Here is a 20350-nt window from a genome sequence, read left to right as displayed (position 1 = left end):
AACTTGTCGTTATACGTGAACATACGCTTATCTGCACTATATATGACTCCACCGCTTCATTTCCCAGCGTAAACTTCATCACAATATAGCGAGAACCATATAGACAACCTACCTATCCCGCCGGTTTCAAGTCATACTGCTTTAGACTACGTTGGCCGTATCTGCCGGCTGCTGGTATAGCGTTTCAACGTCACCCTCCACAGCTGGCACCTGCTTTGGCTGTTGTTGCGCCAGGCGCAACCGCTGGTGCTCAGTTACCACCGCGCCGGGCGGGCAGAACAGCAGCCGGAACACCTCCCCTACCGACCGCACGTGCCTCAGGTCTTTGCATAAATCAACCCACTCATGAAAAACCAGGTACACGGGGTTGAAGGAGGTGACAGGCTTGGTCAGGCCATATATGGGCTTTTCCTCTTCCGGCACAAAGGTGCCGAACATCCTGTCCCAGATTATCAGCGTGGAGCCGTAATTCTTGTCGATGTACCTGGCATTGGTGCCGTGGTGTACGCAGTGGTGCGAGGGCGTCACGAAGATGTACTCGATGGGTGCGGGCAGCTTCTTCACCAGCTCGGTGTGTACAAAAAACTGGTACAGCACCGCCACCTGGTGGCATATAAAAAACGTGAAGGGGTCGATGCCCAGCAGGGGCACCGGCAGAAAAAAGATAAACTTGATGTGCTGCGTCCAGCTGGTGCGGAAGGAGACCGAGAAGTTCATCCGCTCCGAGGAGTGGTGCGTAACGTGGGTGGCCCACCAGAAGCGCTGCTCGTGCGCAATGCGGTGCGCCCAGTAACGGCAGAAGTCCACGGCCACGAAGCAGACTACAAAGCCCCACCACGAGCGCGGAATGGCCCAGGGCACCAGGTTATAGATATATAGCGACGCGGCAAAAAGCCACACCTTCAGCAAGCTGCCCAGCGCCGCGTTCACCGCCCCGATGGTAAGCGCCGACACAAACTCGGTTTTATGGTAGTAGTTGCGCTTCTTATATATCCCCACCAGCCACTCCACCACCACCGACAGCACAATAACCGGTATGGCATACTGCATCACGGTCAGGTCATCGAGGCGGTGCGCGTCTTCTAACGTGAAAATCTCTTTCTCCATGTGGTGGTTTTACTGCTTGGCGACAGTCTTATCAACGGCCAATCGGGTAAAGGGTTAAGCCAGGAAAGAGGCGTTGGATGCTGCAGAAGCTACAAAGGCAAGATTAACCCTCTGTTGGTGAAGGCAGAACAGGGGCAGGTATATATCACCGGAAAGCTTCTGCTTTCGTACATTTGCAGCAAAAGCTACACACATGCGCATCCGTAAAAAAATAAAGGCTACCCTGCCCACCGAGGGCTCCCGCTTCGCCGCCCTCGACATTTTTGTGAAAGCCGCCGAGAAGGAGAACTGGACGGAACAGGAAATTCAGTTCGTGATTAACGAAGTGGTGGAAGCGCAGGATGACCGGGAAGGACACGAGATTCTGCGGGATTACATCCTGTAAAATCACAGGGAGCTAATTTCAGTTATGGGTGGCTATTTATATATGCGGTCTATAGATTATTTATTCGCATATCAAGTACCACAACATAACCTACACTATCCATAAAATCACTCAGGATATAAGTCGCCTGAAAATTAAATATATAGTATAAAAAATCTTGTGTCTTATGTCCTGATACTTGTGTCCTTTTACTTATAAGCTATATATCCATTGGGGGAGCGTTCTGGTCTGGAGGCCGCTGTTCCTGCTGCAACACGGTCTGCAGTTCCTCGCGCAGCAGGCGTATCTCCTGGTGCAGCGCCTGCACCTGCCGGGCACCGGCTACTTCGCTTTCATCGCTCTCCGCGTCGCTGTCGATAAAGAAGGTGGCCAGCGTGGCGGTAAAATAGCCGAACACGGCGAAGCCGTACATGGCCAGCAACAGGCAGAGCACGCGCCCCTCCGGCGTCACCGGGAAGTAGTCGCTGCCGATGGAGGTAAGCAGCATCACCGTCCACCACACCGCCTCCCCGTATGTTTTGATGCCGTGCCCGTTCTCGAAAGCGTACATGCCAGCCGCACCGGCCGCCACCACCACCAGCGTGAGGGCAGCCACATAGCCGAATGCCCGCCGCGACATGGCCCGGCTCAGGCTGCGCATGCTTCTGTTGATGGAGCCCACCACCTTCACCAGGCGCAGGCCGCGCGTGGCCCGCACAGTGCCAATCAGCCGGAACGCCCGCGTGATGCGGAAAAGCCGCAGGGCAGGCACAAACAGGGAAATGGTGGTGAGCACATTGTGCTGCAGGAAGTGCAGTTTGCGGGGCGCCAGTATGAACTTCAGGACGAAGTCGACGATAAAGACGCCCCAGATAATGTTGCTGGTCAGTTGCAGCACCGGGCTCAGGCCCCATATAAGCTCCACCACCAGCAGCACCAGCCAGATAAAGCCCAGCACCACCATCGGCATCTCCAGGGCATCCTGCAGCCTGTTCAGCAGTTCGTAGCGCTCTTTCTCCAGCGCCTTCTTCTCGGGGTCTTTCGGCAACTTCTTCTCGCCCATAGCAGCTCGTTAGTGCAGCACAGCACCTGCTGTGGCTACTGCTTAGGGTACGGGGCAGGGAGCAGTTCGTTTATATATGCCGGGGCTTCAGTTCAGTTTGGAGATTTGGACGTCATCCCAAAAGCCCATCACTTTGTCGTCTTTGCCCACCAGTATGTCGATGCGGTTGCGGATGCGGCGGTTCATCACGTCCCGCACAATGTACAGGCCGTCGAGTTCATTAGACAGGCCCGTCACCTGCAGCGAGTCGCCGTAGCTGATCTCACCGCCCCAGCGGCTGTGCAGGTCCCGCGACACGGCTATCCAACGGTGCTTTTTGGGGTTTTCTTTGTTGATGCGCGAGCCATCTGCGGTGATAAACGGGGTGGAGTCCGTCTGCCCCGGCACGGGGAAATACACAGAGGCGGAAACGGTCATGGTTTCCAGGGTGGGTTGCTCGATTTCAGTTATGGTGCGCTCGGGAGCCTTCAGCTTCCATATGGTCTCATCTTGTGCGTCTTGCTGCTCTGTTGCCTGTGCCGGGGATGCTTCGTTAAATAGGGAAAATTCTTCAGCCACTGCGACCAGAATGGAGAAAGCGGCTGCAAATAATTTTGTCCTAAACATAAGGTATCCTTTTCGTGGAACATCATTTTTTATTTCAGTAACCCGCTTTAACGACAGCTAACCGGAATGGTTTTATGATGCGGCTTAGGAACCCCTGGATGCTATTTTACAGCTAAATTCCCAACATTATTATTTTAGCTATACTTTATATTATCAGATTTATACATATAACACTATATGCTTACGTGAGAATACAAAGACGCAGGTATATAGCTAAAGAATTTAGAACCGACGGAAGGTGTATTTGCAATGACCGGGCCGTACCTTTGTGTGGAACATGCCGCTATAAGGATGGCAAAATTGAGAAGCGGTGTTACGGCCGCGCCTCTAAAGCCGCCACTATATACTCAGTGCTTTTCCTTTTTGAAGTATTTGTCGTACGCAATATAGGCGATGAAGCCGACGAGGCTGACAACAGAAACCCAGATAAGCCCTGTTTTCAGGCGCTCGTTGTTCTGCCCGAGCCAGGCAAGCAGCACCGTGAGCGGCACAATCCCAGCCAGGGTGGCCGCCATAAACTTCAGGTAGCCCATACGGGCCAGGCCCGCTACAATGCTCACCGCATCGTTCGACAGGAAGGGCGAGATGCGGGCAATGACCACCGCCCAGATGCCGTACTCATCCACAAAGCCCGTTACCTTGCGTTCTGTTTTCCGGCCGATAAGTTTGCTGACACCGGCCTCGCCCACACTGCGCCCAATCCAATAACCTACCGTAGAGGCTACGGCCACGGCGACAATGGCAATTATGGATCCCCAGAAATGTCCGTAGGCGATTATGGCCACCAGCATCAGCGCCACCACGTTTATCACGAGCAGGAACATCTGGGCCACCATGGCCAGCACAATGAACAAGGGGCCCCAGAAGCCGAACTGGCTCACCCAAACCGAAATGCGCTTCTCATCCCCGCTCGTCAGCACGTCCCAGGCCTTTTGCAGTTCCTGCTGAAAACCGGGAAAAATGAAGTACGCCACCACCAGCCCGGCAATAATCAGGAGCGTGATGATGAGTGGCCACTTGCTTTCCTTGCCTTCGTCCCCCCCGCCTTCCCGGCTTTTTACGTGTGCGGTGGTGGTTTTCTCCGGTGCGTGCTGATAGTCTCCCCTGCTGTGCTGGTTTTCTATATCTGATGTGCCTATATAGGGTTTACCCTGTTGCTCCTCTTCCATTTCCTTTTTCCACTGATTTATTCTTATAAGACGAAACAGCGGCAGGCTTGGTTTGCATCACCGCCTCGCCTGTGGCAGCATCCAGGGTATAGGTGTAGCTTTTTTCGCTGCCCCTGCCAGGCTCCTGCACCGTGTACCGGATGCGGAAGTAATGGTAGTGCGGCCCTAGCGTATGGCTCATGTGCCGCTGCACAACGCCGGGCGCTATGGGCGCCGCAACTTCCTGTTTTGGAGTTCCCTCGCCATATAGGACAGCGGCCACCAGCCCCGCCACCAGCCCCGCCACATGCCCCTCCCACGACACCCGCTCCTCGTTCGGAAAGAGGCCGTAAAACAGGCCACTGTACAGGAACAGCACCGCCAGCGAAACAGCCATCGCGCTGCGGTTCTGCCGCAGAAACCCGTTAAACAGCAGGAAGCCCGCCAGCCCATATACCAGGCCGCTTGCCCCCACATGGTACGCCTGCCGCCCTATGAGCCAGGTCAGGGCGCCGCTGAGCGGATATATCAACATAAACACCCGCAGGGCCACCCGACGATGCAGGAACAGGATAAAGCCCGACAGCAGCACCAGCGGAAAGACGTTCGAGAGCAAGTGCAGCAGGTCGCTGTGGACAAGCGGGCTGGTGACGATGCCCACCAGGCCAAAGGCGCTGCGCGGCAGCACCCCGAGCCACGTTAAATCAGCCCCTGTCAGGTAAGTGAGCAGGCTGATGAGCGCCAGCAGCCCAGCAAACAGAATGCCGGGCAAAAAGCTGTGGCCGAAGTCCACCTCTTGCTCGTGCAGGTTGCGGGTGTGCTGGTCTGGTAATAATGCAGGCATAGGAATGTTCAGAAGCAGCCTCAGCCGCTGTGTTCTCAGGAAAGTTAGAGTTTATATGCAAAAGTTGGCGTATGCAATTTCATCTACTTTTGTTCTTTCAACGTAAAGGAGTGGCTTTATGGCCGCTACGGCTGGTGGTTTGGAATCCACCGTTCCCGCTCAGGGTGGGCACGGGTCTTTGACGGTGCCCGCGCAAGAAAGCAGGGCCAGCGGCGTTAAACCAGAACTATGTCTCAGTTACTACACAGGCTTGCCGCACCATGCCAGTGGTTGCTAACGCAGGCGCTGCTGCCCTTGTTGCTCTGCTCCTGCGGCGTATCGGCAGACGAGGAACAGCAGGCAACGGCCCAGGTGCAGGCTGCCAGCGCGCTTGCTGTGGCGCGGCAGCCGTATGAGCGTCCGGTGTCGCTGATCAAGGCGCTGCAGGAACCGGAATCGGAATGGGTCGATTCGGTGTTCAATACGCTGACGCCGGAAGAGCGCATTGCCCAACTCATGATAGTGGAGGCATTTTCGGACAAGGGCCCCGCCTACGAGGCCGATGTGATGCGGCTCGTCCGGGAGTACAAGGTGGGGGGCATCATCTTTTTCCAGGGAGGGCCGGTGCGGCAGGCCAGGCTCACCAACAGCTACCAGGCCGCCGCCAAAGTGCCCCTGCTCATCGCCATGGACGCGGAAACCGGCGTGGGCATGCGCCTCGACAGCACCGTGCAATACCCGTTTCAGCAGATGCTGGGTGCTGTGGCCGACAACGGGCTCATCTACAGCATGGGCGCGCAGATAGCAGCCGAGTTCAGGCGGCTGGGCATGCACGTGAACTTCGCGCCCGTGGCGGACATCAACAACAACCCCGGGAACCCGGTCATCAGCTACCGCTCCTTTGGGGAGAACCGGCAGGATGTAGCTGGCAAGAGCATGGCCTACATGCGGGGGATGCAGGAGAATGACATCATCGCCGTAGCCAAGCACTTCCCCGGCCACGGCGACACCGACGTGGACTCGCACCAAGACCTGCCTGTCATCTCTTTCGACCGGCAGCGTCTCGACTCGCTGGAGCTGTATCCTTTCCGGCAACTGATAGCGCATGGGCTCGGAGGCATCATGGTGGCGCACATGCACATCCCCCACCTCGACGCCACACCAAACCTGCCGTCCACACTCTCCAGACCCATTGTGACCGACCTTCTAAAGCAGCAGCTTGATTTTGAGGGGCTTGTTTTTACGGATGCGATGGTGATGAAAGGCGTTACAAAGTATTTCGAGCCCGGCGAGGCCGAAGTGCGCGCCCTTTTGGCCGGCAACGATGTGCTGGAGCGGCTCAGCAACGTGCCGCGCGCCATCCGGGCCATCAAGGCGGCCATTGCCCGCGGCGACCTGACGCAGGCAGCAATAGACCGGCGCTGCAAGCGTGTGCTGGCCGCCAAGCAGTGGGTGGGGCTGGACAGATACCAACCCATCGACCTGGCAAATCTGTACGAAGACCTGCATACGCCCGCCGCCGACAGCACCAACCACGCCATCGCTGAGGCGGCCATTACGCTGCTGAACAACCGCAAGCGCATGCTGCCTGTGCGGCAGCGGCGCAACACCCGCATCGCCACCCTCGCCATCGGGGCTAAACGCGAAACTTCTTTCCAGCGGGAGGTGAAGGAGCATGCAACCACCACCGACTTCGTCCTCTCACGCAAAGCCAGCGCAAAGGAAACAATAAAGCTGTGGCAGCGGCTGCAACGGTACGATGTGGTGCTGGTAGGGCTGTACGGCCCCAGCATCCGGCCCAGCAACAACCTCGCCTACTCCAAAGATGCCGCTGCGTTGGTCCAAAAACTGGCCAGGTCCGACAAGGCAGTCATCACACTTTTTGACAATGCCTACACCCTGACGCAATTCCCGGATATAGCGCAGAGCCGGGCGCTGGTAGTGGCTTACCAGCCGCACTTCCACGCGCAGGAGGCTGCCGCCAGCCTCATCTTCGGCAAAATCCCGGCCCGTGGCAGATTGCCCGTCACTGTAAACCAGCATTACAAATACGGCGATGGCATCAGCAAGGACCTGCCGCTCGTCGCCACCCCATAGCACCTTCGGGTAATCCTTTGCGTATGAAGAGCAGGATAATTCCTTAAAGGACTATGGACACTTTGAAAACATTGCTACGTTATACGGTTGCGCTCTGCCTGGGCCTCGTGCTCTGGAGTTGCGAGAGCCGCAGAGAAGTGGAGGGAACCGAGGAGATAACCGTGGACACTGCTGAGAGCGGCGACACGGCCAGAGTGATAAAAACAGGGAACACGGCGGAGGACGAGTTGGAGGAGTTCAGGGCCTGGCTGAACCAACAAACGGATAAAGCTGACACCGCCATCCGCCGCGAGTGGCCCTCCGTGCGCGAGGAACTGCGTGAGCGGAACGCCCGGCTGGAGCAGAAGTTCGACAGCCTTTCGGCAGAGTCTAAAGAAGAGTTCCGGGAGCTGCAGAGCCGCTACGAACGCTGGGAAGAGCGCCAGGAGCGCCGCCAGGAACAGCCGCTTGCCCCGGCTACACTCTCGCAGTGGCAGGACAGACTCCTGGAGGAGTACAAAAACCTGGACAAAGTGCAGCCGGAAAACATCCGCGAAGCTTACCTGACGTTTATGGGCGAGGTACGCACAAACCGACGCAACTGGACGCAGGACGACTGGGACTACGTGGATTATGTGTACGGCCAGCTGAACCAGCGCCGCCGCGAGATAGAGGGGCAGCTCCGAACGGCCGACAAGCTAAAGATAAGAACGCTGCAGGCAGAATACCTGACGCTGGAAGGGGCAGCTGACACGCAAAGCATGCTGCGCGGCAGTACGGAATAAAGTGGCTATATATAAGTTTGCTAATCGCTGTTGTTTTGCAGCATGAGGCAAGGCTATATATGACTTTCTATTTTTGCAGATGATGCCCGCCTTTGCGGCAGCAGTGGTGTGCTTCCTGATTCCATATTTTAGAAGGGACAGGTCGCGACTTGTCCCTTCTAAAGGCCATGTGCTATATTACCTCATAGCTCTGCTATTTATGGAAGAGGAAAGGTTTGCAAACGCGCCTTCAAACGCATCGGGTCGGACGCCCTAAAGTGACCAGTCACGAGCGAGGACGCTTGCGCCTGTAGCCACTATATATAGCCTCTACTTATATATAAAAGAGAAGGCCTCCTGATGTGGAGGCCTTCTCTTTTATATGACTGGCGGAAGCTTTTAAACGCTGGCGCCTTTTTCTTTCAACCGAATCAGGTTGAGGGCAGAGCCTGCTTTGAACCACTCAATCTGTCCCTGGTTGTAGGTATGATTCACCATAAAGCTGTCCTGGCTACCGTCCTTGTGGTGCAGCACCACCTTCAGCGGCTGCCCTTCTTTGAAGTCGGTCAGGCCGAGGATGTCGAAGGTGTCTGTCTCCTCGATCAGGTCATAGTCCGCTTTGTTGGCGAAGGTAAGCCCCAGCATGCCCTGCTTCTTCAGGTTGGTTTCGTGGATACGCGCGAAAGACTTTACGATAACGGCGCGAACGCCCAGGTGGCGCGGCTCCATGGCAGCGTGCTCACGCGATGAGCCCTCCCCGTAGTTCTCGTCACCAACCACCACCGTGCCGATGCCGGCAGCCTTGTAGGTACGGGCAGTGGCGGGCACGGTGTCGTAGCCACGCGTCATGTCGTTATATACCTTGTTCGCCTCGCCGTTGAACGCGTTGATGGCACCGATCAGCATGTTGTTAGAGATGTTGTCGAGGTGGCCGCGGTACTTCAGCCACGGGCCAGCCATCGAGATATGGTCTGTGGTACACTTGCCCTGCGCCTTGATGAGAAGTTTCAGGCCTTTCAGGTCAGTGCCTTCCCACGGCTTGAAACCCTCCAGCAACTGCAGGCGGTCGGATGCCGGGTCAACCACCACTTCTACGTGGCTGCCGTCTTCCGCAGGCGCTGTGTAACCCGCGTCTTCCACGGCGAAGCCCCGTGTGGGCAGCTCGATGCCTTTGGGCTCATCCAGCCGCACCTGCTCGCCGTTCTCGTTGGTCAGCGTGTCCGTCAGCGGGTTGAACGTCAAGTCACCGGCAATGGCGAAGGCCGTTACAATCTCCGGAGAGGCCACAAAGGCGTGCGTGTTCGGGTTGCCGTCGTTGCGCTTGGCGAAGTTCCGGTTAAACGAGGTGATGATGGAGTTTTTGCGGGTCGGGTCATCGGTGTGGCGGGCCCACTGGCCGATGCACGGGCCGCAGGCGTTCGCCAGCACCACGCCGCCCATCTCTGCGAAAGTATCTAACAACCCGTCGCGGGCGGTGGTGTAGCGCACCATCTCTGAACCCGGCGTAATGGTGAACTCAGCCTGCGCCACCAGCTTTTTCTCCACCGCCTGTGCCGCAATAGAGGCAGAACGGGTGAGGTCTTCGTAAGAGGAGTTGGTGCAGGAGCCTATCAGGCCTACTTCCAGTTTGGACGGCCAGCCGTGCTCTTTCACTACCGCCGCGAACTGCGAGATAGGCCAGGCCGCATCTGGCGTAAAGGGCCCGTTTACGTGCGGCTCCAGTTCAGACAGGTTGATTTCGATCAGCTGATCGTAGAAAGAGGCCGGATCGGCATATACCTCGTCATCAGCGCGCAGGTGAGCAGCCACGCCGTCTGCCATTTCAGCAATTTCCTCGCGGCCTGTGGCCATCAGGTACTCCCGCATCTTGGCGTCGTAGGCAAATATGGAAGTGGTTGCCCCAATCTCAGCTCCCATGTTACAGATGGTGCCTTTGCCCGTACACGACATCGACTCGGCACCCTCACCGAAATATTCTACAATAGCGCCCGTACCGCCTTTCACGGTCAGGATACCGGCCACTTTCAGGATAACGTCTTTGGGGGATGTCCAGCCGCTCAGGCGACCGGTCAGCTTCACGCCAATCACTTTCGGGAACTTCAGTTCCCAGGCCATTCCGGCCATCACGTCCACGGCGTCGGCACCGCCCACGCCAATCGCTACCATGCCCAGGCCGCCCGCATTCGGGGTGTGCGAGTCGGTGCCGATCATCATACCGCCCGGGAAAGCGTAGTTCTCCAGCACTACCTGGTGGATGATGCCTGCACCCGGCTTCCAGAAGCCAAGCCCGTATTTGTTCGACACGGAGGCCAGGAAATCATATACCTCTTTGTTCTCGGCGTAAGCGTCCTGCAAGTCAGCGTCAGCCCCTACCCTTGCCTGAATCAGGTGGTCGCAATGCACGGTGGAGGGCACGGCTACCGTGGCTTTGCCAGCCTGCATAAACTGGAGGAGGGCCATCTGGGCTGTGGCGTCCTGCATCGCTACCCTGTCGGGCATAAAATCTACGTAAGACTTGCCGCGCGTGAAAGCCTGCTGCGCCTTGCCGTCGTAGAGGTGTGCATACAGGATTTTCTCTGTCTGGGTAAGCGGTCGGCCCACTGCCTGGCGGGCAGCACCGATGCGCTCTTCCATGCCAGCATATACCGCCTTGATCATTCCTAAATCAAATGCCATAGTTTTGCTATTGTTAGTTATTTAATTGCTTTTTGATGAATTCCACAAAGGTACAAAAACAATGTATCTCTAAAAACATTAGCCCCCATGAATATAGGCAGCTGCATTATATAGGAGTATATACGGCTGCATGCGGTTTTTAAGGATACGGGATGTATTTTTGCACGGCAATCATTTCCACGTTTACCGCATGAAACATCACTTTGTTAATACCCCTGCCAGCCTCATTTTGTTTTTGACAATCCTGCTTACGCAGCTGCTAAACTCCTGCAACTCTATGGAATCTACCGACAACACCATCAAAACCGGACCCTGGCGCGTGGCGCTCCGGACACAGGGCCAGGAAATCCCTTTTATCATGGAAGCCGTGGAGGAGGAGGGTAAAACGATGCTTTACCTGGTGAACGGCGGGGAGCGCATTCTGCTCAACGACCTGCAGCCGCAGGGCGACTCCCTGAAAATTGGGCTGCACATCTTTGATGCAGACCTGATTGCCCGCGTAAACGGCGACACCATGCAGGGCCGCTTCGTGAAAAACGATTCCCCCACCCCCTATTCCATTCCCTTCACGGCGGTGCATGGCCAGCAGCACCGCTTTGCAGCAGACCCCGCCCCGGCTCTATATGATTTCGGCGGGAAATGGGAAGTGGTGTTTTCGGATACGGCCGGCAACCGTTACGATGCCATCGGCATGTTTGAGCAGCAGGACAACCACGTGACCGGCACTTTCCTGACCGAAACCGGCGACTACCGCTACCTGGAGGGGCAGGCAGCGGGCGACCAGCTAAAACTCTCCACCTTCGACGGCAACCATACCTACCTTTTCACGGCCAGCCCCACCGGCGACAGCACGCTGCAGGGCAAATTTTACTCGGGCATGAGCGGCTACGAAACCTGGACCGCCAGACGCAACCCCAACGCCGAACTTGCCAGCGCCGACACCCTCACCTACCTGAAACCGAGCTACGAAACACTCTCCTTCACCTTCCCCAACCTGCAGGGCGAGCAGGTGTCCCTATCCGACCAGAAGTACCAGGGCAAGGTGGTGCTGGTGCAGTTGCTGGGCTCGTGGTGCCCCAACTGCATGGACGAGACACAGTTTTTGGCGCCCTATTACGAAAAAAACAAGGACAGGGGACTGGAGATAATCGGGTTGGGTTTCGAGCGCAGCCCTGAGTTTGAGAAAGCCGCCGCGCGCCTTGCCAAAATGAAGGACCGCCTGGACGTTGGCTATGATTTGCTGGTGGCGGGCACCTCAGACAAGGAAGCCGCCGCCAGGGCCCTCCCAGCGCTCAACCACGTCATGTCGTTCCCGACCACCATCTTCATTGGCCGCGACGGGAAAGTGCGCAAAATCCACACCGGCTTCTCCGGCCCCGGCACCGGCCAGTACTACGAAGGCTGGGTTGCGGAATTCAACAAGACGATGGAGGAACTGCTGGCGGAAAAGTAGGAGGTAATTGATTGTTTTCCGTTGATTGTTGTTCGATTTATATATGGCTGAGGCTTGCGGGTGCAGCGCCCTTCACATAAAAGCCATCCGCTGTATCGTGTCAGCAGTTGTCTATATATGGCAGATGTAAGAGCAGCAGTTTTTTTATGGCTGTCTCGTAAGCCGTTTCTTTAAAGTTAGGAAGGGGGCTTTACATATTCTAAAGCTTTCTATAAATAAGGCTGCCAAAGCATCGTTACTTTTGATATGTTTTTTTCTGACTGTCAAAGATTGACATAGATGCTTTGCTTTTTTACCTTGGAGCTATAGGATTTAAGGCCATGAACATTCACCTGACAAAACATTTCGAGGAGTATATCGCCGGTAAAATCAACTCCGGCACTTTTAACAACACCAGTGAAGTGTGAGAGCAGGCCTGCGTGCGCTGGAGTTGCAGGAAAAGCTGATAGAGAACCGTTTGAGGAGCTAAGGGCGGAGATTGAAAAGGGACATGTAGGCGAACCTAAGCCCTTTGACGCAGCCGCCATTAAACAGAAGGGACGGACGCTTAAGGCACAGCGCCTAAAAAAGTCCGCGTGAGGAATGTGCTGTACCAGTTGAGCCCTGCAGCAGAGGCAGACCTCACAGAGATTTGGCTTAACCTTTCCGAAAACGCCAGTGAACAAGTGGCGGACCGCGTCATTGATGAGATAAGCGCTACTTGCCAGCAGTTGGCTCAGCGCCCACTGATCAGCCGGACCAGGAATGAGCTAAGGGAATAGCTGCGGAGCTTTCCGGCAAGCGCTTATCTTATTTTCTATGATGTTGTCGCTGCTAATCATATCGTGGTGCGGCGTGTTCTGCATCAGAGGAGAGATGTGGATGCTTTTTTGGGAGAATAACATCCTTACACATCCGTACACTACCTTCTACAGCAGAAGGGCAGGCCGCTGAACCGGCCCTTGGAGGCACCGCACGCTGCCATAAGGAGCCGTCGGAGCCAGATTCAACACAAAAGACTACAGTATGGCCACCATATATTTTCCCGCAAAAAGATACAGCCGTTATGTCAGCCGATCAGTTTTACTGCTGCTGGCGATCATCACAACCGCTCTCGCCCAGGCGCAGAACAAGCCCCCTTTCCCGGAGGGAACGAAACGAATCCTGTTCCTGGGTAACAGCATCACGTACGCCGGACGATACATCACCGACATGGAGGCTTTTTTTATCACCCACTACCCGGAGCGGCGGTATGAGTTCATCAACCTGGGGCTGCCCAGTGAGACGGTTTCGGGGCTGAGCGAGCCCGGCCACGCGGGAGGCAGCTTTCCCCGCCCTGACTTGCACGAGCGGCTTGGCCGGGTGCTGGACCGGGTGAAGCCTGATGTCGTATTCGCCTGCTACGGCATGAACGACGGCATTTACCTGCCTTTCGACCAGGAGCGGTTTGAGGCATTCCGCTCTGGCATCAAGCGGCTGCACGACGCACTGGAAAAGAGCGGGGCAAAAAGGATCATCCTCCTCACGCCGCCGGTGCATGATGACGCGGCGCTGGGAACAAAGGGGTACAACCTGGTGCTGGGCAAGTACTCCCAGTGGCTGCTGGGCCAGCGGGATTCTCTTGGATGGGAGGTGGCAGACATCCACACGCCCATGACCCGGTACCTGGAAACCAAAAGGCTGGCCCAGCCTGATTTTAAGCTGGCCGAGGACGGTGTGCATCCCGGCGAGGAGGGGCACTGGCTCATGGCCAGAGCCGTCCTGCTGTATCTGGGCGAAGAGGCGGCGAACGCACCCGATGCGCACTCCGCACTGGGGAAGCGCTCCGGCGGAGCGGAAATCCATCAACTGGTGAGCCAGCGGCAGGCTTTCATGAAAGATGCCTGGTTAAAGGAGACTGGCTTCAGACGCCCCGGCATGGCGCCAGGCATTCCCTTGGCAGAGGCAAAACGAAGGTATGTTGAAATAGAAGAACGCATCCGGGCTGCGGTAAAGGGCGTAGCCCCTTAAGGAGCCTGCGCTATCTGTGTCAGGTCAGGCTATATATAAGTGCTTTAGGAGGGAAAACTAAAGGCACAACAGTAGGCAGCAGTCTTCTCAATCAAAACATCGTTCAGAAGCTAATTCTCAAAGCACGATTACTGATCATAGAAATAAAACAGCTGACACGGCGGGCCAATTGCATTGCTCCTAATCTTGCTATGGAGCATGAAACTACTTATCGGCTGTAAATAAAATTGGGCTTCATGTGCCTTACACTTTTCAGCAGGCAGTCCTCAGGTAAGCCTGAATGGCTTCTATAAACTCCTTATCTACTTAAGAACCTTTCATTCGGAGCGCCTAAGACAATCTTGTCACGCCAATATGTTGAGCCAATGCATCCGCGACATAACCGCTATATAGATACTGCTTAGTCGCCCTACGCCAACTTAATTACTTAAGCAAACCTTTTATCAAGACTATAAATAGTATTATAATCATAAAATTGCAGGATTATTAAAAAATAACTGCATTATTCTGCTAAATCGGGAACTGATGCGGCGGCCCCGGTGTCTGCCCTTTATCCAAAAGCCAGGGCGCTGGCTTATGGTTGGATAAAATGCAACATGACTTAAACCAAGCATATGACAGAAAACTTTACCCTTGCCAGTATTCACCAGCACAGAGAGTTGCTGCAATCGCTTCCCTTTGATGAGCACATCGGCCTCATACCGGTCAAAATCCGGAAAGACAGGAGCATCTTAGATGCCCTGGAAAAAGCGGAGAGGGAGAATGCAAAGGCGATGTTCAGCAACCTGACCGTGAGCCGCTGCGGCACGAGCGTCCCCTGTAAGATCTACGCAGAGGGGCTCAGACAAAGGTCCTACAGTATCTACTTTGCCGATGGCGGCTACGAGATGCAGCACCAGGAGAGCGCTGCCACACGCGCAGGGAAGACCAGCGTGTATGACTTTGCGGTAGGCGCTGTGCTGTGCGGCATTCCGCTGCAGCCTTCTCCTTACCTCATTTCCCTGCTGCACGGCGTAGCGGCGGTGTGAAGTACAGAGGCGGGGCGTAGTGTTTTCATCTTTCGCATTGAAGACCCCGCTGGCCAAAACACCACTGCAAAAACCTTATCGGAAGTAGAAAGCGACACCCGCGTGCGCTTTGATCTGTCTGAATCATCTGACGGCCTGTACCACGTGAGCATGTGGGACGGGAAAAACAGGCAGAAGCAGGATCCCGCCTTAGGAATGGTGGCTCCGGCTGTAGTGATACAGGAGGTAACTTTCATTTAAAGAATCCTCTGAAACGGCTGCTGTTCCCCGGCACTGGAGCAGCAAAACCCAGGTCTCCATATATCTTTCATGCCCAAACGTATATAGGCGCATCTCCTGTAGGCACAGGCGGCATGCGCTATATATGTTCACCACTTCTACTCCGCCTGCGCCAGCAACCGGATGACGTGACAGGGGATCCCAGGCGGCAAACACATCCGAGGGTATGTTCTTGACGACAACGATGCTAGTTCCAATCATGGATCGGTCGCCGGTGTGGATGGAGCGGCGGCTTAATCAAACATCTATAGCTGCCTCATCTTTTGTCCCCTTTTTATTGCAAGTCCATGTGCCATCATGCTCTATAGGACTCACCAGCCAAGGTTAGCTTTCCTGCAAAACCGCCACTTTAAACCCGGTAATCGCCGCCAGCCTCTGCTTCCTATGCTTCTAACACTTACAAAACAATAAGGCTGTCCATCATTACCGGCCTTCTGTCTATTGATTGCTTTAAAAAAAAGAGGTAATATTGATTTATTGTATCACCGTGGTTACGGCACGCAAATTTACTATCCTTTAGGGAGTTATCTGGGTGGATTATTACATTAAAGCGGTAATAGTTCAGGGACCACTGCACAACAGCAAACTTTTAAAGATAATGTCCAGAAGATATTTCTATACCCTTTCATCCTTCCTGATGGCGATGTTCCTGGTTTACGTTGGCTGTACCCAGCGACACGCGACCTCAGTAGACTTCAACGCCGACATCCGCCCCATCCTGAACACCAAGTGTATCTCCTGCCACGGCGGCGTGAAAGAAACCGCTGGCTTCAGTTTATTTTCCCGCGAAGACGCGTTAAGTAAAACAGACTCCGGCAAGCCCGCTATTATTCCAGGGGATCCGGACAACAGTGAACTCATGCGGCGCCTCGTTTCCGAAGATCCAGAAGAGCGCATGCCTTACCACGCCGAGCCTTTGTCGCCGGAGGAAATTGAGAAGATAGGTAAATGGATAGAACAAGGCGCCAACTGGGCAGACCATTGGGCTTATGTCGCCCCACGGGAACCCCAGGTGCCGGAAGATGAATCTGGCAGGGCTGCGAACCCGGTAGACAACTTTATCTGGGCGAGGCTGCACCAGGAGGGGCTTTCCCCTGCGCCGCCCGCGCCCAAGACTGTTTTGCTCCGCCGGCTAAGCCTGGACCTGATCGGTTTACCCCCCACGGAAGAAGAGGTTCAGGCCTTTGAGCGCGACTCTTCCGCTAACGCTTACGAAAAACAGGTGGACCGCTTGCTGGCGTCCCCTCATTTTGGCGAACGGTGGGCGGCCATGTGGTTGGATGTGGCCCGTTACTCCGACACGAAAGGCTATGAGAAGGACCAGTTCCGCAACGTGTGGCGCTATCGGGACTATGTCATCAAATCCTTTAACCAGGACAAGCCCTTCAGCCAGTTCACCATTGAGCAGTTGGCGGGAGACCTGCTCCCCCAGCCCACGGAGGAACAGTTGATAGCCACCGCATACCACCGCCTCACAGCCAACAACGATGAGGGCGGCACGGATGATGAAGAATTCCGGACGGCGGCGCTGCTGGACCGGGTAAGCAATACCTGGGAAGTATGGCAAGGCATCACAATGGGTTGCGTACAATGCCACAGCCATCCTTATGATCCTATCCGGCATGAGGAGTTTTACCAGTCGATGGCTTTTTTCAACAACACCCGCGATGAGGACGTGCCCAACGAGTCTCCGACCCTGGCGCATTTTAGTAAAGAAGAGGAGCTTAAAGTCACTGCCCTAAAAACCTGGGTGAAGCAAGTATTACCGGAACAAAAGCTACAGGAAGAATTAGCCAGAATTGAAAACCTGGTCAGGATCGGAGAACCGAAGATACACCCCCATACCTTTGATGAGTTAACCAATGCCGCCATGATAGACGGTAAATATTTAGGCGGCGGCCATAAAGGATTCGCACGCCTGAAAGCGGTGAATTTAACGGGAAAGACAAACGTAATTCTGAATATAGCAAGCAGGAAGGGCGGCACCCTCCAAATCCGGAAAGGCAGGCTAGACGGGGAAGTGCTGGGGGAATATAAATTACCTGACTTAAAGGAGTCCCAGCCCTACCGGAAAGAAATCATTTCGATTAAACCGACCTCGGGCAGCCATGATTTGTATTTTGTGTTCCTCAATCCCAGCTTCAAAAACCCTCAGGACTATGTTTATCAGATAGAGTGGGTTTTATTTACGGAGTTGCTGCCGGGCGCAGGCAAGCCGGGTTATGCGGAAGCCAGGGAAAAGCTGCTGCAGCTTTTGAATTCCGGAGCCGAAAGAACCCCGATTATGCAGGAGAACCCCGCTGATTTCAGACGCCGCACCCACCTTTTTGACCGGGGCAACTGGTTAACCAAAGGCAAAGAGGTACAGCCCGGCACTCCGAAAGCCCTGCCGTCTTTTGATGCTTACCCTAAAAACCGCCTCGGTCTGGCGCAATGGCTGGTAAGCCCGGAAAACCCCTTAACAGCTCGAGTGACGGTAAACCGCTTCTGGGAACAGCTCTTTGGGTACGGCCTGGTCGAGAGCCTGGAAGATTTCGGCTCTCAGGGCACAACGCCTTCGCACCCGGAGTTGCTGGACTGGTTGGCGCTGAACTTTCAGCACCAGCAGGGCTGGCAAGTGAAAAAGCTGCTCAGGCTGCTGGTCATGTCCCATACCTACCGCCAGGCGTCCGGCATGACGCCGGAGATGATTGAGAAAGACCCCGCCAACCGGCTACTGGCCCGAGGCCCCCGCTTCAGGCTCACGGCAGAGCAGGTCCGGGACCAGGCGCTGGCTGTAGGCGGCCTGCTGAGCGACAATAAGTACGGCGAGAGCGTGATGCCCCTGCAGCCCGAAGGAGTATGGAAGACTGTATACAGCAACATGAAATGGGAAACCAGCCCCGGGGAGGATGCTTTCCGCCGCGCCGTTTATACCTTCTGGCGCCGTTCCAGCCCTTACCCCTCGCTGCTGACGTTTGATGCGTCGGAGCGGACCATCTGCGTTTCCCGGCGGATCCGGACCAATACTCCGCTGCAGGCCCTGGTGACTCTGAACGATACGGTCTACATGCTGGCAGCCCAAGGGTTGGCCAGTGAAATGCAACGGCACAATGGCACCCCGGAAAAGCAAATCGCGGCAGGATATGCGTCTGCCCTTTTCCATCAGCCGTCGGCGCCGAAACTGAAACTGCTGGCTACCCTGTATCAGCAGGCGGACACCTATTACCGCCAAAACCCGCAGCAGCTAACCTTGTTTTTGGGCAAGGAAACATGCGCGCAAAACCCCGACCCGCACAAGCTGGCGGCACTAACTTTGGTGGCCAGTGCTATTATTAACTTAGATGAGTTCGTGATGAAAGAATGAGACAACGAGCGCCTCAGATTAGTGTATCAGAACAGCACCCTGGGGCTTGCAGTACATATTAACCATTGTTATCCCTGACACTTTTACCTCGTGTACTGTGTCATAAGCGTTATACTGTATGAATATTTTTGAAGAGGCACTGATGCGACAAGCAGAATACCAGACCCGCCGGCATTTCCTCGGCAAATGCACGACCGGACTGGGGGCGCTGGCCCTGTCCTCCCTAATCGGGTGCAACTGGATGAAAGACGGAAGCGGCCCAGCCCCGGTTAGTGGAATTGTCCGCGACCTGAGCAAACCTTTTGCGCCTCTGGCGCCGCATTTTGCCCCTAAGGCCAAATCCGTCATTTTTCTGCATATGGCCGGAGCGCCTTCTCAACTGGAATTATTCGATTATAAACCCGCTTTGCAGAAGCTCGACGGCTTGGATTGCCCGCAGTCGCTGCTGGAAGGCAAAAAGTTTGCCTTTATTACGGGTGTGCCCAAAATGCTTGGCCCGCAGGCGAAGTTTAAACAGTATGGCCAGTCGGGCGCCTGGGTTTCGGAGCACCTCCCCGAATTCAGCAGGATGGTCGACGAAGTTTCCTTTCTCAAAGCCATGCATACCGACCAGTTCAATCACGCGCCGGCCCAGTTGCTGATGCAAACCGGCAGTGCGCGCCTGGGCAAGCCCAGCATGGGTTCCTGGGTTACCTATGGCTTGGGTTCGGAAAACGAGAACCTGCCCGGGTTCATGGTGCTGCTTTCAGGAGGCAAGGCCCCGGACGCCGGAAAAGCCGGCTATGGCAGCGGCTTTCTACCGACCGTGTACCAGGGGGTGGAGTGCCGTCAGCACGGTGAACCGGTTTTGTATGTAGGTAACCCCGCTGGCATGGGTCGCGACCTGCGGAAGCAGTCGATTGAAGCCATCAACGCTGTCAATCAACTGCACTATGAGGAGATGAATGACCCCGAGACAATATCCAGGATTTCACAGTATGAAATGGCCTTTAAAATGCAGGTTTCGGTGCCGGAGGTGATGGATATCCAGAAAGAGCCCGCCTATATTCACGAGATGTACGGGGCAGAACCTGGAGAGGCCTCCTTTGCCAATAACTGCCTGCTGGCCCGGCGGCTGGTGGAAAAAGGTGTTCGTTTTGTGCAGCTCTTCGACTGGGGCTGGGATTCCCACGGCAATGACCCCACCAATGCCTTGGACAAAGGCTTCGGCAACCTATGCCGCAACATTGACAAACCCGTGGCGGCCCTGCTGGAGGACCTGAAGATGCGCGGACTACTGGACGAGACGCTGGTGGTATGGGGGGCGGAGTTTGGCCGCACGCCGATGCAGGAAAACCGCGAGGGCAAAGAGATGTCCTTCAAGGGGCGGGACCACCACACCGATGCCTTTACCGTCTGGATGGCCGGCGGCGGCATCAAGGGCGGCTATACCCATGGCGAAACAGACGAAATCGGCTATTATGGCACCAGTGGCCGGACCAGCATTTTTGATTTACAGGCCACCATTCTAAACCAGTTGGGCATGGACCATGAGAAACTGACCTATGCCTTCCAGGGCCGTAATTTCCGCCTCACCGATGTGCATGGAAAGGTAATCAAAGAAGTCATTGCCTGATTAGATAGCTCAG

The 20350-nt window shown here is 55.4% G+C and carries 16 protein-coding genes and 1 pseudogene; 11 read left to right on the top strand and 6 right to left on the bottom strand.

Annotation, left to right across the window (positions count from 1 at the left end):
* Positions 1-141: 141 nt before the first annotated feature.
* The gene (locus tag GSQ62_RS18575) at positions 142-1107 is read right to left on the bottom strand and encodes a sterol desaturase family protein (protein WP_161890887.1); all 966 of its coding nucleotides are present in this window, start codon (positions 1105-1107) and stop codon (positions 142-144) included.
* A gap of 193 nt (positions 1108-1300) precedes the next feature.
* Here GSQ62_RS18575 and GSQ62_RS18570 point away from each other — a divergent pair, with 193 nt between their 5' ends.
* Complete coding sequence (locus GSQ62_RS18570; RefSeq protein ID WP_161890886.1) at positions 1301-1492, top strand: hypothetical protein; 192 nt, start codon at positions 1301-1303, stop codon at positions 1490-1492.
* 199 nt (positions 1493-1691) lie between these two features.
* Here the strand turns inward: GSQ62_RS18570 and GSQ62_RS18565 are convergent, their stop codons facing one another.
* From GSQ62_RS18565 to GSQ62_RS18550, 4 genes are all read right to left on the bottom strand, one after another.
* Complete coding sequence (locus GSQ62_RS18565) at positions 1692-2534, bottom strand: potassium channel family protein (RefSeq protein ID WP_161890885.1); 843 nt, start codon at positions 2532-2534, stop codon at positions 1692-1694.
* Positions 2535-2621: 87 nt separating this feature from the next.
* Positions 2622-3140 carry an RlpA-like double-psi beta-barrel domain-containing protein gene (locus tag GSQ62_RS20705; protein ID WP_202621801.1) on the bottom strand — a complete coding sequence of 173 codons (519 nt, stop codon included), beginning with the start codon at positions 3138-3140 and terminating at the stop codon, positions 2622-2624.
* A 347-nt stretch (positions 3141-3487) separates the two neighbouring features.
* Positions 3488-4309, bottom strand: coding sequence for a TVP38/TMEM64 family protein (locus GSQ62_RS18555; protein ID WP_161890884.1), 822 nt, complete (start codon positions 4307-4309; stop codon positions 3488-3490).
* Positions 4287-5132 (bottom strand): rhomboid family intramembrane serine protease, encoded by an 846-nt coding sequence (locus tag GSQ62_RS18550; protein WP_161890883.1) that lies wholly within the window; start codon positions 5130-5132, stop codon positions 4287-4289. The genes GSQ62_RS18555 and GSQ62_RS18550 overlap by 23 nt, the downstream gene beginning before the upstream one ends.
* A gap of 228 nt (positions 5133-5360) precedes the next feature.
* Here GSQ62_RS18550 and GSQ62_RS18545 point away from each other — a divergent pair, with 228 nt between their 5' ends.
* The gene (locus GSQ62_RS18545) at positions 5361-7208 is read left to right on the top strand and encodes a glycoside hydrolase family 3 protein (RefSeq protein WP_161890882.1); all 1848 of its coding nucleotides are present in this window, start codon (positions 5361-5363) and stop codon (positions 7206-7208) included.
* A gap of 62 nt (positions 7209-7270) precedes the next feature.
* Positions 7271-7972, top strand: coding sequence for a hypothetical protein (locus GSQ62_RS18540; RefSeq protein ID WP_237586815.1), 702 nt, complete (start codon positions 7271-7273; stop codon positions 7970-7972).
* Between the two features lie 378 nt (positions 7973-8350).
* Here the strand turns inward: GSQ62_RS18540 and GSQ62_RS18535 are convergent, their stop codons facing one another.
* Entirely contained in the window at positions 8351-10627 is a 2277-nt protein-coding gene (locus GSQ62_RS18535) for an aconitate hydratase (RefSeq protein ID WP_161890880.1), read from the bottom strand.
* A gap of 277 nt (positions 10628-10904) precedes the next feature.
* Between GSQ62_RS18535 and GSQ62_RS18530 the strand changes: the two genes are divergently transcribed.
* From GSQ62_RS18530 to GSQ62_RS18495, 8 genes and pseudogenes are all read left to right on the top strand, one after another.
* Positions 10905-12080: a peroxiredoxin family protein gene (locus GSQ62_RS18530; protein WP_161890879.1), complete on the top strand. Its 1176-nt coding sequence runs from the start codon at positions 10905-10907 to the stop codon at positions 12078-12080.
* A gap of 284 nt (positions 12081-12364) precedes the next feature.
* Complete coding sequence (locus GSQ62_RS21015; protein ID WP_262886636.1) at positions 12365-12487, top strand: ribbon-helix-helix domain-containing protein; 123 nt, start codon at positions 12365-12367, stop codon at positions 12485-12487.
* 168 nt (positions 12488-12655) lie between these two features.
* Positions 12656-12961, top strand: a pseudogene (locus GSQ62_RS21200) (type II toxin-antitoxin system RelE/ParE family toxin).
* A gap of 124 nt (positions 12962-13085) precedes the next feature.
* A complete protein-coding gene (locus GSQ62_RS18515) occupies positions 13086-14069 on the top strand; it encodes an SGNH/GDSL hydrolase family protein (RefSeq protein WP_161890877.1) in 984 nt (327 codons plus the stop codon).
* A 614-nt stretch (positions 14070-14683) separates the two neighbouring features.
* On the top strand, positions 14684-15097 hold the full coding sequence (locus GSQ62_RS18510; RefSeq protein ID WP_161890876.1) for a hypothetical protein: 414 nt from the start codon (positions 14684-14686) through the stop codon (positions 15095-15097).
* Positions 15098-15199: 102 nt separating this feature from the next.
* The gene (locus GSQ62_RS18505; RefSeq protein WP_161890875.1) at positions 15200-15337 is read left to right on the top strand and encodes a hypothetical protein; all 138 of its coding nucleotides are present in this window, start codon (positions 15200-15202) and stop codon (positions 15335-15337) included.
* Positions 15338-15974: 637 nt separating this feature from the next.
* On the top strand, positions 15975-18722 hold the full coding sequence (locus tag GSQ62_RS18500) for a DUF1553 domain-containing protein (protein ID WP_161890874.1): 2748 nt from the start codon (positions 15975-15977) through the stop codon (positions 18720-18722).
* Between the two features lie 118 nt (positions 18723-18840).
* Positions 18841-20337 (top strand): DUF1501 domain-containing protein, encoded by a 1497-nt coding sequence (locus GSQ62_RS18495; protein WP_161890873.1) that lies wholly within the window; start codon positions 18841-18843, stop codon positions 20335-20337.
* Positions 20338-20350: the final 13 nt, after the last annotated feature.

This window comes from Pontibacter russatus (assembly GCF_009931655.1).
GTDB classification, from domain to species: domain Bacteria; phylum Bacteroidota; class Bacteroidia; order Cytophagales; family Hymenobacteraceae; genus Pontibacter; species Pontibacter russatus.
The sequence above is the reverse complement of the archived record's forward strand: the minus strand, read 5'-3'. Positions and strand labels throughout refer to the sequence as shown.

Coding starts and splice junctions, on each gene's coding strand:
- GSQ62_RS18570 (WP_161890886.1), top strand. CDS start 1,301: ATGCGCATCCGTAAAAAAATAAAGGCTACCCTGCCCACCGAGGGCTCC.
- GSQ62_RS18555 (WP_161890884.1), bottom strand. CDS start 4,309: ATGGAAGAGGAGCAACAGGGTAAACCCTATATAGGCACATCAGATATA.
- GSQ62_RS18530 (WP_161890879.1), top strand. CDS start 10,905: ATGGAATCTACCGACAACACCATCAAAACCGGACCCTGGCGCGTGGCG.
- GSQ62_RS18495 (WP_161890873.1), top strand. CDS start 18,841: ATGAATATTTTTGAAGAGGCACTGATGCGACAAGCAGAATACCAGACC.
- GSQ62_RS18535 (WP_161890880.1), bottom strand. CDS start 10,627: ATGGCATTTGATTTAGGAATGATCAAGGCGGTATATGCTGGCATGGAA.
- GSQ62_RS18550 (WP_161890883.1), bottom strand. CDS start 5,132: ATGCCTGCATTATTACCAGACCAGCACACCCGCAACCTGCACGAGCAA.
- GSQ62_RS18510 (WP_161890876.1), top strand. CDS start 14,684: ATGACAGAAAACTTTACCCTTGCCAGTATTCACCAGCACAGAGAGTTG.
- GSQ62_RS18515 (WP_161890877.1), top strand. CDS start 13,086: ATGGCCACCATATATTTTCCCGCAAAAAGATACAGCCGTTATGTCAGC.
- GSQ62_RS18545 (WP_161890882.1), top strand. CDS start 5,361: ATGTCTCAGTTACTACACAGGCTTGCCGCACCATGCCAGTGGTTGCTA.
- GSQ62_RS18500 (WP_161890874.1), top strand. CDS start 15,975: ATGTCCAGAAGATATTTCTATACCCTTTCATCCTTCCTGATGGCGATG.
- GSQ62_RS18575 (WP_161890887.1), bottom strand. CDS start 1,107: ATGGAGAAAGAGATTTTCACGTTAGAAGACGCGCACCGCCTCGATGAC.
- GSQ62_RS18565 (WP_161890885.1), bottom strand. CDS start 2,534: ATGGGCGAGAAGAAGTTGCCGAAAGACCCCGAGAAGAAGGCGCTGGAG.
- GSQ62_RS20705 (WP_202621801.1), bottom strand. CDS start 3,140: ATGTTTAGGACAAAATTATTTGCAGCCGCTTTCTCCATTCTGGTCGCA.